The 14,435-nt window shown below is 53.1% G+C and carries 12 protein-coding genes and 2 pseudogenes; 12 read left to right on the top strand and 2 right to left on the bottom strand.

From position 1 onward, the window contains the following. Positions 1 to 83 precede the first annotated feature (83 nt). Positions 84 to 1,990, top strand: a pseudogene (dsbD, locus tag BCA33_RS03810) (protein-disulfide reductase DsbD). Positions 1,991 to 2,026: 36 nt separating this feature from the next. Here dsbD and tusA read toward each other — a convergent pair. Then, the gene (gene tusA / locus BCA33_RS03805) at positions 2,027 to 2,263 is read right to left on the bottom strand and encodes a sulfurtransferase TusA (protein ID WP_071263557.1); all 237 of its coding nucleotides are present in this window, start codon (positions 2,261 to 2,263) and stop codon (positions 2,027 to 2,029) included. 86 nt (positions 2,264 to 2,349) lie between these two features. Here tusA and BCA33_RS03800 point away from each other — a divergent pair, with 86 nt between their 5' ends. The 11 genes and pseudogenes from BCA33_RS03800 (at position 2,350) to BCA33_RS03750 (ending at position 13,476) form a co-directional block, all read left to right on the top strand. After that, on the top strand, positions 2,350 to 2,640 hold the full coding sequence (locus tag BCA33_RS03800) for an antibiotic biosynthesis monooxygenase (RefSeq protein WP_071263556.1): 291 nt from the start codon (positions 2,350 to 2,352) through the stop codon (positions 2,638 to 2,640). Between the two features lie 202 nt (positions 2,641 to 2,842). Continuing rightward, positions 2,843 to 4,573 (top strand): GGDEF domain-containing protein, encoded by a 1,731-nt coding sequence (locus BCA33_RS03795; RefSeq protein WP_254774168.1) that lies wholly within the window; start codon positions 2,843 to 2,845, stop codon positions 4,571 to 4,573. 239 nt (positions 4,574 to 4,812) lie between these two features. Next, on the top strand, positions 4,813 to 6,243 hold the full coding sequence (gene ccoN / locus BCA33_RS03790) for a cytochrome-c oxidase, cbb3-type subunit I (RefSeq protein WP_071263554.1): 1,431 nt from the start codon (positions 4,813 to 4,815) through the stop codon (positions 6,241 to 6,243). Positions 6,244 to 6,257: 14 nt separating this feature from the next. Then, positions 6,258 to 6,866: a cytochrome-c oxidase, cbb3-type subunit II gene (gene ccoO, locus BCA33_RS03785; RefSeq protein ID WP_071263553.1), complete on the top strand. Its 609-nt coding sequence runs from the start codon at positions 6,258 to 6,260 to the stop codon at positions 6,864 to 6,866. Between the two features lie 4 nt (positions 6,867 to 6,870). Continuing rightward, positions 6,871 to 7,056, top strand: coding sequence for a CcoQ/FixQ family Cbb3-type cytochrome c oxidase assembly chaperone (locus tag BCA33_RS03780; protein ID WP_071263552.1), 186 nt, complete (start codon positions 6,871 to 6,873; stop codon positions 7,054 to 7,056). Next, positions 7,053 to 7,942 (top strand): annotated as a pseudogene (gene ccoP / locus BCA33_RS03775) (cytochrome-c oxidase, cbb3-type subunit III). Before BCA33_RS03780 ends, ccoP begins: the two are co-directional and overlap by 4 nt. Before the next feature lie 128 nt (positions 7,943 to 8,070). Beyond that, positions 8,071 to 9,498, top strand: a complete 1,428-nt coding sequence (gene ccoG, locus BCA33_RS03770; RefSeq protein WP_071263551.1) for a cytochrome c oxidase accessory protein CcoG — start codon at positions 8,071 to 8,073, stop codon at positions 9,496 to 9,498. A gap of 36 nt (positions 9,499 to 9,534) precedes the next feature. After that, positions 9,535 to 10,065 carry a FixH family protein gene (locus BCA33_RS03765; protein ID WP_368087212.1) on the top strand — a complete coding sequence of 177 codons (531 nt, stop codon included), beginning with the start codon at positions 9,535 to 9,537 and terminating at the stop codon, positions 10,063 to 10,065. Continuing rightward, a complete protein-coding gene (locus tag BCA33_RS03760) occupies positions 10,062 to 12,512 on the top strand; it encodes a heavy metal translocating P-type ATPase (RefSeq protein ID WP_071263549.1) in 2,451 nt (816 codons plus the stop codon). The genes BCA33_RS03765 and BCA33_RS03760 overlap by 4 nt, the downstream gene beginning before the upstream one ends. A gap of 38 nt (positions 12,513 to 12,550) precedes the next feature. Continuing rightward, positions 12,551 to 12,790, top strand: coding sequence for a cbb3-type cytochrome oxidase assembly protein CcoS (ccoS, locus tag BCA33_RS03755; RefSeq protein WP_071263548.1), 240 nt, complete (start codon positions 12,551 to 12,553; stop codon positions 12,788 to 12,790). Continuing rightward, a complete protein-coding gene (locus BCA33_RS03750; protein ID WP_071263547.1) occupies positions 12,787 to 13,476 on the top strand; it encodes a sulfite exporter TauE/SafE family protein in 690 nt (229 codons plus the stop codon). Before ccoS ends, BCA33_RS03750 begins: the two co-directional genes overlap by 4 nt. A 46-nt stretch (positions 13,477 to 13,522) precedes the next feature. Here BCA33_RS03750 and ttcA read toward each other — a convergent pair whose 3' ends face one another. Next, entirely contained in the window at positions 13,523 to 14,428 is a 906-nt protein-coding gene (ttcA, locus tag BCA33_RS03745; RefSeq protein ID WP_254774174.1) for a tRNA 2-thiocytidine(32) synthetase TtcA, read from the bottom strand. Between the last annotated feature and the right edge of the window lie 7 nt (positions 14,429 to 14,435).

The raw sequence follows: 14,435 nt of genomic DNA, 5'->3' as shown, positions 1-14,435 counted from the left end.
CTCATCGTTATCGAACCACGAGCTCATCCGGCATGGCCGGCTATCGCCTTATGTCTTTAATCAACCGGGGAATTGCGCATTTCATGACAGCCCTACCCAGCATTTTTGGCCGCATTGAGCGCCTTACCAAACCACTCAGACTACTGCTTGCATGTGCCGTGCTACTTACAGCACCGAATGCAGTCTGGGCATTTGGCGATAACAACTCTCTTTTTGGGAGCCAGAGCAGCCAATTCCTCCAAGTGGATGAGGCGCTTCCGTTTAGCCACACCACAGACGCAAATACGGTTGTGCTGACCTGGGATATAACCCCCGGACATTACCTCTATCGCGATCGCATCAGCATCAAGGCACTGGATGACGGCGCCACCGCCGGCGCGCTGGAGTATTCCAGCCCTGGTACCGAAACCGAGGACGAGTACTTTGGCAAAACCACTGTTTTCTACGACCCTGTAGAGGCGACGGTTCCGATAACTTTGCCAGCCAATATGCGAGAAGCCCGCTTCGAAGTAACTTATCAAGGCTGTGCAGAAGCCGGGCTATGCTACCCACCCCAAACTCGCGAAGTGTTGTTTTACCAAAGCCAGGATCCTGGCTCTGGCCAAGGAGCTGGCAACCAAAGCAACGCCACACAAACCGGAGCAACATCACAGGCAGACACCAGCTCAGCAACCGGGCTGGCTGGATTTCTGTCGGAACAGTCGACCCTGGTTATCGCGGGCGTCTTTTTCTTGCTTGGCCTGGGGCTAACCTTTACGCCCTGCGTGCTACCCATGGTTCCAATCATTTCTTCGTTGGTATCTGGCCAAAACACCCGTACAACTGGCCACGCACTGTTGCTTGCAAGCAGTTATGTACTTGGAATGGCCCTCACCTATGCTGGGGCTGGCGTACTGACAGGGCTATTGGGTGCAAGCTTCAACTTACAGGCACAGCTTCAGTCGCCATGGGTGCTCGGTGTATTTTCCCTGCTATTTGTGGTGTTTTCACTGTCGATGTTTGGCCTGTTTGAGATCCAGCTTCCACGCTTTATCCGCGAACCACTGAATGACGCCAGTCAGCGACTGACCGGCGGCCGGGTGATCAGTATTTTCGGTATCGGCGCCCTTTCCGCTTTAATCGTATCGCCATGCGTCTCTGCCCCGCTTGCGGGCAGCCTGTTGTACATATCCACCACACAGGATGCCGTGATTGGCGGAATCGCTCTGTTTGCGCTTGGGCTAGGCATGGGTGTCCCCCTTATTTTGGTAGCTGTGGGCGGACGCAAGGTTTTGCCAACCAGTGGGCATTGGATGACCACCGTTAAGCATTTTTACGGCGTAATGCTGATCGCAGTAGCATCTGGCTGATTGAGCGATTGGTTCCTGGCTGGATTGGCCTCACTCTCTGGGGCATGTTGGCGGCGATAACCGGCGTTCAGCTCGGGGCCTTCGACGCGGCAAAAGCCGGCTGGGAGCGGACCAGAAAAGGCCTGGGGTTGATCTTTTTCGCATACGGCCTGGCACTGCTGGCTGGAGCGATCACTGGCGCCAACAATCCACTAGCGCCCCTGGACCCTTTCTTGGCCAAAGCAACCTCAACTGGAGCACCGGGAAGCTCGGCCGGGTATAACGCCAGCCATGCAGACTTTATCCGAGTGGAGACCCCTGCGGAAATTGAAACCATGCTCTTGCAGGCCCAGCAACAGGGGCGCCCGGTTATGCTGGACTTCTATGCAGACTGGTGTATTTCCTGCAAAGTCATGGAGCGCAATGTGTTCAGTGATGCAGATGTGGTGCGCTCGCTCCAACCCTTCACGCTGCTGCAGCTTGATATGACGGATAATACTCCCGCTCAGCAAGCGATGCTCGACGAACTAGGCTTATTCGGGCCGCCCGCCATTTTGTTCTACGACAGCAGCGGTAACGAAATGGCATTACAGAGGGTTCTAGGCGAAATGAACCTGAGTCAATTCATGGACCACATTCAAGGCCTGACACCGGCCATCTGACTATGTTCGTATCATGAGCGCCCGGAAAGCCCATGGTCAGTCGCCGCGACGTATAAGGTAAATAAAATGGTCGTCCCGCTCTACCTGACTGATCAGCTCGTGCCCCAGGAACTGGCAGAACCTGGGTATGTCACGGGTTGTTGAGGGGTCTGTAGCGACAACCCTCAGAATCTTTCCCGGCGCAACATCGTTAATACGATTGTGCAGCATCATCACGGGCTCGGGGCAAAACAAGCCGGAGGTATCCAGCTCGGCGTCACACTCAACTGTCATCAGCCATCTCCTTCAGTTTGATCTGTTTTTTCAGAAATACGTGCTAAATTACTGGTTATATCATTAAAAAATGTCTGGAGATTTTTATGATCCGGGTTCTGATTGAACGCCATATAGCCGAATCCCTTGAAACTGCCTACGAGGAACGCTCCCGCAAGGTGCTGCAACGCGCCGTCGCAGCGCCGGGGTTCGTTTCTGGAGAAACTCTGGTTGCCAGCAACGATCCCAATCACCGAATTACCCTTGCCAATTGGCGCTCCGAAGCCGACTGGAATCGTTGGTACCTTTCCGACGACCGCCGCGACCTGATGGCAGAGTTGGTTCCCATGATGGACACTAACGAGACCATCACCGTACTTAAACAAAGTGGCATTTGACCTAAGTGCATTGAGCTTGTGACGGCTCGCAAAATTTTAAAGTGTTTAACAGCATAGATTATGTACGTTCGCTACACTCCGGGCTCTAACAGTTTCGGACAATACAATGTCACTTTTTGCGCGCCTGTTTTGTCTCCTGACTTGCTGTGCATTGCCAGTACTGGCACTCGCACAGGCAACAGTCCCCGCTTCGGGGTGTCCAGTGCTCGATGCCAACGACCCCCAAGCGCGCAACTCGCTTTTGTACTACGTATGCTATTACCAGTCATCTCCGGGCGACCCGGCTCATGGTGCGATTCAACCGGCTGAATTACCGAGCAACATGGAATGGACTCCTTCCCGTGGGCACGAACTGGTCTTCAGCCAAACCCACTCGGTTTACTGGGTGCGGCTGAATGTCCAAAATAGTGGCAAAGAGCGCCAGCTATGGTACCTCAACCTTAACTACCCTCTGCTGGATGAAGTGACATTCTGGCAAGGCGACGGCCCCCGTGACGTTCTCGTAACCGGTGACCAGCACCGCTTTCAAGCAAGAGCGGTAGATTACAGGTACTTCCTTCTGCCTATCCATCTTAATAGCGGCGAAAGCCGCTCTATTACCCTTCGCATACGCAGCAGTGGCGCCTTGAACATTCCACTTCAACTGGAAACCCCCGCGGAGGTAATAGCTCAGAGCAATCATTTGGCCATTAGTCACGGTCTGTTTTACGGCGCAATTTTAGTGCTCGCTATTTTCAATCTCCTCCTGTTTGCCAGCTCCGGAACCTTCTATTACCTGCACAACGCCTTCTATATGGGAACCATGGGGCTTTTTCTTTTTGCCATGGGCGGTTTTGCCAACCAATACTTCTGGCCCGAGCACCCGGCATTCGCGAACACCTTTATTCCGCTGTCACTCATACTGTGCGGTTTGTCCATGACACTGTTCGGGCGCTCATTTTTTGAAGTCGAACGACACACTCGTGCTGACAAAACACTCAAGGCCATTACCTGGCTCTGCGTAGGGGTTATTGGATTGACCTTGGTGCTCCCCTACAATCAGGCCATTTTACTCAACACTCTTCTAGGACTGATTATAATATTTATCCTTTCCGTTATCGCTGTAAGCCGGTGGCGCGAAGGCTACCAACCGGCGAAGTGGTATGTTCTGGCGTGGGTGATCATGGCAGCCGGGGCGCTGATTTATGCTGCGGCGGCCTTTGGCTATCTAACGGACTTCATGGCCCGGGAATCCTTGATGCTAATGGCTATAGGCGGCCAAGTCATTCTGCTTAACTACGCCATGGTTCAGCGCTGGCGCCTTATGAACAACAAGTTGCTTGAGGTGGAGCAGGAAGCCCGGACGGATTTGGAATACAAAGTGCATGAACGTACGGCTCAGTTGCGCTCTACCATGCGGGAATTGGAAAACGCCAATCGAAAACTCGCTACCCTTAGCCTCAATGACCCACTAACCGGCCTATATAACCGGCGCCATATGGATAACATTCTGCCCGAACTGTGTGCTGAAGCACGCAGAACTGGCCAACCTCTATCGCTAGGTCTAGTGGATGTTGATCACTTCAAGGCCATAAATGATACCTGGGGCCACGGTTTTGGCGACATCTGCCTACAAACGATCGCCGACATCGTGTCCCGACATGCAAAACGCCCACGGGACGTTGCTATTCGGTTTGGCGGCGAAGAATTTGCACTATTGCTCCCCGGCACTGACATGAAAGGTGCGCAAAAAGTATGCGAAGCCCTGCTGGAAGACCTTCGCGCCACAGTGGTTAACGCCCCAGACGGCGCCACGGCGAAGCTTACTATGAGCGCGGGCATCGCCTTGATGCAACCAAACGAAGATCAGCAGGCGTTTTTTGAGCGCGCAGACAGCGCACTGTATAAAGCGAAAGCTCGGGGGCGCAATCAAACGGCTATAGCTGAGAGCTAGTGCAATTACTTTCGGCTCGATGCAACGTTTTTTGTTCTTGGTCAAGTTTGGCAAGTTCAACTTGAGCAGCTATGAAGCTATCATAGGACATCTGCTGCAACGCTTCGAAAGAGCGCTATGCTGCTGATTCGGGCACATTTGATGGATATCAGGAGTTGATCCGCGTCATTGCAAACAGCTAATGCTTTCTCCATACTTGCGCCCGCATATTTCCCCACTTTGAACCCATTGGTAAGGCTATGAGCACACAAAATCCGAACCTGACATACAACTATAAGGTGGTAAGGCAGTTCGCCATCATGACAGTGGTATGGGGTGTTGTAGGCATGGCGCTGGGCGTGTTGATTGCAGCACAACTAGTCTGGCCATCCCTCAACCTCGACCTGCCCTTTACCCACTTTGGTCGCCTAAGACCTTTGCATACCAACGCTGTCATTTTTGGCTTTGGCGGTAGCGCCCTGTTTGCTACGTCCTATTACGTAGTTCAACGAACCTGCCAAACACGCCTGATTTCAGACAAGTTGGCTGCCTTTACCTTCTGGGGCTGGACGGCTGTCATCGTTGCAGCAGCCATTACCCTGCCAATGGGTTTCACCAGTACCAAAGAATACGCTGAGCTAGAGTGGCCCATCGATATTCTGATCGCAGTGGTATGGATCACCTATGGTGTTGTATTTTTCGGCACGATTACCAAGCGGAGCACACCGCACATATACGTTGCCAACTGGTTCTATGGCGGCTTTATACTCACCATCGGCGTGCTGCATATTTTCAATAATATGGCGTTACCGGTTAGTGCTTTCAAGTCCTACTCGGCCTATGCCGGTGTAACCGACGCAATGATGCAGTGGTGGTACGGCCATAACGCGGTAGGCTTCTTCCTCACAGCAGGCTTCCTTGGCATGATGTACTACTTCGTGCCCAAGCAGGCGAATCGCCCGGTTTACTCTTATCGCCTATCCATCGTTCACTTCTGGGCGTTGATTGCAACTTACGTTTGGGCGGGTGGCCACCACCTGCACTATTCGGCCCTACCCGATTGGGCCCAGACAGCCAGCATGGTGATGTCCCTGATTCTACTCGCACCCTCCTGGGGCGGCATGATCAATGGCATGATGACCCTGTCGGGTGCTTGGCACAAACTCCGTACAGACCCTATCCTGCGCTTCCTGGTGGTTTCCCTGTCGTTCTACGGCATGTCCACTTTTGAGGGCCCGATGATGTCCATTAAAACCGTCAACGCACTGTCCCACAACACGGACTGGACTATTGGCCACGTACATTCCGGCGCTCTGGGCTGGGTTGCGATGATTAGTATCGGCGCGATTTATCACATGATCCCGAAGCTGTGGGGTCTGAAAGAAATGTACAGCGTTAGTATGATCAACGTGCACTTCTGGCTCGCAACGATTGGTACCGTGCTTTATATCGTAGCCATGTGGGTGAACGGCATAATGCAGGGCCTGATGTGGCGCGCAGTAAACGAAGACGGCAGTCTTACCTACAGCTTCGTTGAATCCCTTGAGGCATCTTACCCGGGTTATTTTGTGCGCTTCCTCGGTGGCGTCATATTCCTCAGCGGCATGCTGTTCATGGCCTATAACGTCTACATGACCGTGCGCCAGAAAGAAGCGGTTGCCCAGGACAATGCGGCAGTTCAGGCGGCGTAACGGAGAGAGAGCAAATGAAACACGATATTGTCGAAAAAAATATCGGTCTGATGATAGTGCTTATCATCCTGACCATAAGCGGTGGCTTTCTTGCGGAGGTCGTTCCACTCTTTTTCCTGAAATCGGTCAATGAACCCATCGAAGGCCTTGAACCTTTGTCGGCACTGGAGTTAGAAGGTCGTGATATCTACATCCGCGAAGGATGTCACGTATGTCATACACAACAGATCCGCCCTTTTCGCGCAGAAACTGAGCGTTACGGGCACTATTCCGTAGCCGGCGAGTTCGTTTACGACCGCCCGTTCCTTTGGGGCTCCAAACGCACGGGGCCAGACCTGGCCCGTGTTGGTGGTCGGTACTCAGATGCCTGGCAACGCCAGCACCTGTTCAACCCACGCAGCGTCGTTCCCGAATCAAACATGCCTGCCTTCCCATGGCTGTTTGAGGACAAAGTGAACCACAAAGGGACTGAGGCCAAACTCTCAGCCATGAAAACGCTGGGTGTCCCCTACACCGAAGATCAGATTGCCAGTGCGGCGGATGATCTGGATGGCAAGTTTGAAATCGAAGCCCTGGTCGCATACCTGCAACAGCTGGGCACCGTACTTTCAGACAAACGGTGATTTGATGGATATTAACGAGTTACGCGGCGTTCACACGCTTATTTTGATAGCGGTGTTCATTGGCATCATCTGGTGGGCGTTTAGCGCCAACCGCAAAAAAGCCAACGACGAAGCAGCCAACCTGCCGTTCGCAGATGACGAGGTGGAAAAGCGTACTCTTGAGCAGGAAAAAACGGAGAAAAAACAATGAGTACCTTCTGGAGCATCTGGGTCAGTGTGATCGTGCTCGGTACAGTCTTTGGTTGCTGGTGGCTGTTGCTTGCCACTCGTAAGAGCCAGACAACCGATGCAGAAACCGAACGCACTACGGGCCACTCTTTTGACGGAATAGAAGAGTATGACAACCCCCTGCCCAAGTGGTGGTTTTACCTGTATGTAGCGACTTGTATTTTTGCCCTTGGTTACCTGGCTCTGTACCCGGGCTTGGGTAACTACAAAGGTCTGTTAAACTGGACATCGACCAACCAGTGGGAAGCGGAAGTTGCAGCTGCTGATGAAAAATACGGCGAAATCTACGCTCAGTACGGCCAGACCCCTGTGCCTGAATTGGCAACGAACGACGACGCACTGAAGATTGGTCAGCGCCTGTTCGCCAATAACTGCTCTGTGTGCCACGGCTCTGCGGCTCGCGGTCAGGTTGGCTTCCCCAACCTGACCGATGACGACTGGCTTTGGGGTGGATCTCCGGATGCCATCCTGGAAACCTTGCACAACGGTCGCAAGGGCAACATGCCTGCCAAAGGCGTTATGCCTAACATGACCAATGAACAGGTCGATCAGGTCGTAAACTATGTACTGAGTTTCAGTGGTCGTGAGAAAGATGCGGCGGCAGCGAAGCTGGTAAAGCCGTATTCGCCCAGGGCTGCGTTGCCTGCCACGGCCCAGACGCTAAGGGCATGCAAGCCATGGGTGCACCGAATCTGACCGACAACGTCTGGCTCTATGGTTCTACCTACAAATGGATCAAGGAGACCGTGGTTAACGGTCGACAAAACGAGATGCCAGCCCAAGGTGGCCGTCTCTCGGAAGATCAGATCCAGATTTTGGCTGCGTACGTTTACAGCCTGTCTAACTGACGTTCCAGCCGGGCCATTTGGCCCGGCAAGGTCTGTTCAACCCTGTGTCTGCGTGCGGGCACAGGCTTGAAAAGATCTGCAATAGCCGCAATGCATTCCGCGCTTTATGACTCCACCTGGAGGTATTCATGAGTAATCAAATTCCTGTCACGCAGGTCGATCCCTCCACGGAGCCCCCGGGCGAGAAAAAAACGAAAACAGTTGAACTCTATGCCAGCAGGAAAAAAATCTACGCCAAAGAAGTAACGGGACTGTTCCAACGTATTCGAACTGTCAGCCTACTGCTTCTTATGGGCATGTATTTTTTGTTCGTCTGGCTGACACTGGACGGCGCTCCATTAATCCACTTTGATCTGCCGGCCAGGGAGTTTCACCTTTACGGCGCCACCTTCTACCCCAAGGATTTCTTTCTGCTCTCGGGCATGCTGATTATCTGTGCCTTTGGTCTGTTCTTCATTACCACACTGTTTGGTCGAGTATGGTGTGGTTATACCTGCCCTCAAACCGTGTGGACATTCATTTTCATGTGGGTGGAAGAGCGCATTGAGGGCAGCCGTAACAAGCGAATGAAGTTAGACAAGGCACCGAACTCCACCGAGAAAGTGCTAAAAAAATTGGCCAAACACACGGCCTGGCTCATCATTGCCTTGCTGACCGGGCTCACATTCGTTGGATACTTCTACCCGATTCGGGATTTGCTTACCGATATTCTCACTTTTCAGGCTAACGGCTGGTCTTATTTTTGGGTGGCTTTCTTCACCGCAGCAACCTATTTAAACGCGGGATGGATGCGAGAGCAGGTATGCCTGTATATGTGCCCGTATGCACGCTTTCAGTCTGTGATGTTTGATCCGAATACCCGTATCGTTTCCTATGACCCCAATCGCGGCGAGCCGCGCGGTGGTCGCAAAAAAGAAGTGAAGCCTGATGAAGTGGGACTGGGCGACTGCATAGACTGTGGGCAATGTGTACATGTTTGCCCTACTGGTATCGATATTCGTGATGGTCTGCAGTATGAGTGCATTGGTTGTGCACTTTGTATTGATGCGTGCGACGAAATCATGGACAAAATGAACTATCCTCGCGGGCTAATTCGTTACACCACCGAGAACGAACTGGAAGGCAAACCGTCAAAGTTGCTGCGGCCACGAACATTTGGATATGGCCTCGTATTAACGGCCATGATATCCGCCATTATTTTCGTAATAGCAACGCGTGTGCCTGCCCAGCTGGATATTCTTCGGGACCGAGGTGCTCTGTACAGCTTCAACGGTGAGGGGCGAATCGAAAACTCGTATACCTTGAAAATCGTCAATATGTCGGAGGTGCCGCAGACCTTTACCTTTTCTGTTGAAGGCATGGAAGATATTCGCATCCTGACTGAGGTCCAAGTAACCGTAAACAGCGGTGAAAACCGCTCACTGCCTACCGTCGTGGATGTACCTCCCGAGTCTATCCCGCAATCAAACAATGAAATTATCTTCCATGCACAGTCTGAAACGGACGCTTCGCTGAAGCTGGAAACCGAAAGCCGATTTGTCGGCCCAACCCAGTGATCTTTTTTAGGGTCACCGTTGGCAATCTGCACACAGATGAGACTGCGTATTATGAATGAAGACGTACCCGTAGCACCCTGGTATCGGCAGCCTTGGTTCTGGTTTTTGACCATAGCTCCTCTAGCCGCGATTACCGTTAGTATGTGTATGCTCGTTGTTGCTGTGAACATGGACGACACAATGGTTTCTGATGACTATTCAAAGGAAGGCCGAGGGATCAACCTGGAGATAGCCCGTGACCAGAATGCAGCAGACTTAGGCCTAAACGCGGATATGGCATTTGAAGGTCGAGCTATCCTACTAACAGTTAACACTGAACAGGGTCCGGCAGAGTTCCCCTACCTGGTGCTCAACCTGTTCCACCCAACGTTAGCCCAGAACGACCGCACTATTCAGTTCAGAAGCGATGGCAACGGTCATTACACCGGAACCCTGCTAGATGACATCGATGGGCGCTGGTATTACGATCTCCGGGGGCCAGACAACCAATGGCGGCTCAAGGGTGAGGCCTGGTTGCCCACAGACAGCAAACTTCACATGAGTTCGAAAGGCTCTGCGCAAGGGTGAAACCCCAGGATTGCTTCCATTGCGGTGAACCGGCTGCCGGGGAGCCGCCAATTACCTTTCAGATTGACGGGGATACCCGGTTTTTCTGCTGCGAAGGCTGCAAAGCGGTGTGCAACATCATACACACCGAGGGCCTTACCGGATTTTATCAGCTACGTACCGAAGCTGCTGTTACGCCCCGAGCACTATCTGGAGGTGAGCTGGACAGGCTCCGGGAGCTAGATCACCCTCTGGTCCAGCAAGCTTTTGTTTCACCGGTTAAAGGCGGCCAGGAAGCTCAGCTGCTAATTGGCGGCATTACTTGTGCTGCGTGTATCTGGCTGCTTGAAAACCACTTAAAAAAGCAACCCGGAGTGACCTCCTTTTCCGTAAACCACACAACACAACGTGCAAGGCTTGTTTGGGCCCAGGACAAAGCCGGGCTTAGCAGCCTACTGATTGCCATTCATGAGCTCGGTTACACCGCCCGCCCTTATCAATCAGATGAAGTAGAAGATCAGCTGAAAGCCGAAAACCGCTCCATGCTGATTCGCCTGGCTGTTGCAGGCATTGGCACCTTCCAAAGCATGATGCTGGCGTTCCCTCTTTATCTGGAACTGATCAGTGGTCTGACTCCCGAGTTTGTGGCTTTTTTCCGTTGGTTTAGCTTGCTGGTAGCCACGCCGGTTGTGCTATACAGCGCGGGACCATTTTTCCGAAACGCTCTGCGCGATATCAAAACTCGCCACCTCACCATGGATGTCCCCGTTGCCATTGCGATTGGTCTTGCCTTTGTGGCCAGTGCCTGGGTAACGGTTACAGGAGGCGAAGAAGTCTATTTTGAGTCCGTATGCATGTTCACATTTTTTCTTTTGCTTGGGCGCTATATAGAAGTTCAAGCCAGATATCGTGCAGGGCTAACTGGCAATGCCTTGGCCGGGTTTCACCCTACGGTGGCCACACGAGTCACCGGAGAACACACGGACATCATACCGGCCCATCAAGTAAGGCCCGGCGATGTCGTTCGAATCCGGCCCGGGGAAACCCTGCCCGTTGATGGCGTCATTCTCCGTGGCCAATCTACCCTCAACGAATCGGCCCTTACCGGTGAGTACCTACCAGAAACCCGGGTACCCGGTGATATTGTTCACGCGGGGAGTATTAACGGTGAGAACCCACTAGACGTTCAGGTTGAAAAGTCCGGCGCGCAAACTCGGCTTTCTGGAATTCTGCGAATACTGGACCGCGTTCAGTCAGAAAAACCGCGGGTGGCCCGAATGGCCGATCGCATTGCGGGCAAGTTTGTCGGGCGGGTGTTGATCCTTGCCCCTGTGGTTTGGATCGGATGGTGGCTTGCAGGCGCGGATAATGCTTTCGACATTACGCTTTCGGTACTTGTGGTGACCTGCCCTTGCGCGCTATCTCTTGCTACCCCCACGGCGATCACCTCGGCCACGGTAAAGCTGCGGCGCTTGGGTTTTCTGCCGACACGGGGCCATGCTTTGGAGTCTATGAACACCATCGATACAGTAGTGTTTGATAAAACAGGTACCCTGACCCGGGGCGAACTGAGCCTGATCGACACCCGTATTGTTGGCAGCAAAGACAAAGACATCTGCCTACGGCTGGCCAGTGGCCTAGAGCAACATTCAGAGCACCCGATTGCGCGGGTGTTCCATGGCCGTCCGGCGGCAGCCGTTAATAATGTAAACAACCATCTGGGCGGCGGACTATCTGGCACATTCGGTGACCAGTCCTTTTTCATTGGCCACAAAGACTTCGTTTCGCAGTTCACCCAAGCTGCAAAACCCGAATCTGAATTACACTCTGGCATGGAAATCTGGCTCGCCTCAGAGTACGAGTGGTTGGCTTGCTTCCGACTCGACGATCAACCCAGAGACGATGCCGCGCAGGCTGTCAAAGCGCTTCAAGATGCAGGCATCCGCACAATCCTTCTTAGTGGTGACCGCTCCGGCCATGTGCGCCAAATTGCAGACATACTGGGCATTGATGAAGCGATCGGCCAGGCTTCCCCGGAACAAAAACTGAACGTTCTGAACAGGCTAAGGTCTGAAGGTCACCAGGTAATGATGGTGGGGGACGGCCTTAACGACCTGCCCTCCATGGCGGGCGCCGGTATCTCGGTTGCCATGGGCACTGCGGCAGACCTCACCCAACTAAAAGCCGACGCAGTATTGCTTAACGGCCAACTCATGCAGCTGGTAGAGGCCATCGATACCAGCCGGCGCACAAAAAGAATCATTCGCCAGAATATGACTTGGGCACTTGTTTACAATGTATGCGCCCTACCCCTGGCGGCAGCCGGCCTGGTTCCGCCTTGGCTGGCTGCTATAGGTATGTCGATTAGTTCGTTGATTGTGGTGCTCAACGCGCTCCGTCTTGGTAAGCAGCCCCGCCCCCAAAGCCGCAACAGAGCAGCGACAGTTGGCGCACAGGTTGCGCCCTGATACCGTAAACATATGGCTTTAACTATGAGGTTTACACCATGGAAATCGTAATGCTCCTGGTGCCTATCATGTTGGTTCTGGTGGCCATGGGCATCTTCCTGTTTTCGTGGGCTGTTAAGAATGGCCAGTACGACGACCTGGAAGGCCCTGCGCACCGAATTCTGTACGATGATGACAAAGATATGATTCCGGAAGAAGCCCGCACAGACAAACCAGGCCCCACAGAGGCTCAAGCCCCGGAGCAGGACGGCCCAAAGGATACGCCTGAACGATCATGACTCCGGAACTGTATCTCAGCTATCCCAGCGCGTTTCTCATCGGCCTGCTAGGCAGCACTCACTGCCTTGCCATGTGTGGGGGGATCAGCGCCTCACTTTCCATGGCCTTGCCCGTTGGCAAGGGATTTCGTATGCGGCAGTCACTGCTACTGCTTGCCTACAACTTCGGGCGAATCGCAAGCTACGCGCTGATTGCTGCGCTGATTGCACTGCTGAGCACGACAGCCGCAAATCAATGGGCGCCGCTTGGCATGGTTCTGCGCTCTGGTGCGGGTTTGTTACTGATAGCCATGGGATTGTCCATGGGCCAGTGGTGGCAGGGAATTCGTTATGTGGAGCGGATCGGCGCGCCGCTTTGGGCGCGGTTGTCACCCCTCTCGCGCCGAATTTTACCTATCAATCACGCAGGCCAAGCGCTTGCTCTCGGCGCACTCTGGGGGTGGCTACCATGTGGATTAGTGTATAGCACTCTGGGCTGGGCGGCGTTGCAGCCTTCGGTAGGCTCAGCCGCACTGACCATGGTGTTTTTCGGGCTAGGCACCTTGCCGTCTATGCTCGGGGCCGGTTATGCAGCCAACTGGATCAACGGATTAAAAAGCAATCAGAGGTTCCGGAAATTTACCGGCGCCTTGCTGATTCTTTTCGGGCTTTGGACCCTGCCACTTTTGGCGCTGATCGGCCATTAAGCCGACCCGGGCAGGCGCCTAGCTGTTCAGCCAAGCTTTCCGAAAACTAGATATTCAGGACATCCAAGCGGCCAAAGCCTTGCTCTGGTTCCTGTTCTGGCGTCGCCGTCTGTACTGACTGTCGCTTACCCCCCAGTCGCTCGCCCTCGCGAAAATCATAAAGATTGGGGTCCGCAAGATGCGAGGGTTCAACATTGCAAATAGCCCGGAACATACTTTCAAGCCGGCCAGGATGTTGCTTATCCCAGTACTGAAACATGTCCTTGATCACCTGGCGCTGCAAGTTTTCCTGAGAGCCGCAGAGATTGCATGGAATAATCGGGAACTGCCTAAGTTCTGCATACCTGGCAATATCTTTCTCGCGGCTGTATGCCAACGGCCGAATAACGGTATTTCGCCCGTCATCGCTATGCAGTACGGGTGGCATGGTTTTAAGTTTGCCTCCGTAAAACATATTCAGGAACAGTGTTTCCAGAAGGTCATCACGATGGTGTCCCAATGCAATTTTGGTAACACCGTGCTCCTCGGCAAAGTTGTAAAGAATGCCGCGACGTAGCCGCGAGCATAGCCCACAGGTGGTTTTTCCTTCCGGCACCTTATCTTTAACGATGCTGTAGGTATCTTTCTCGATAATGTGATACTCGATACCCATACCAGCCAGATAGTCAGGCAAAACCTCTTCCGGAAAGCCAGGCTGCTTCTGATCGAGATTAACAGCGATCAGCTCAAACGAAACCGGGGCACTTTTCTGCAGATTAAGCAGAATGTCCAGCATGGCATACGAGTCTTTGCCGCCAGATAAGCAACACATGACTTTGTCGCCAGCTTCAATCATCGAGAAATCCGCAATGGCCTGGCCAACGTCCCGGCGCAAACGCTTCTGCAGTTTATTCTGCTCTACTTTCTGGGAACGTTCGTATTCAGCACTAGTGCTCTGATTTAAGCTGTCCATTATTGCT

The sequence above is a fragment of the Marinobacter sp. AC-23 genome, from assembly GCF_001858325.1.
GTDB lineage: Bacteria > Pseudomonadota > Gammaproteobacteria > Pseudomonadales > Oleiphilaceae > Marinobacter.
This window is presented reverse-complemented; position numbering and strand designations above follow the sequence as displayed.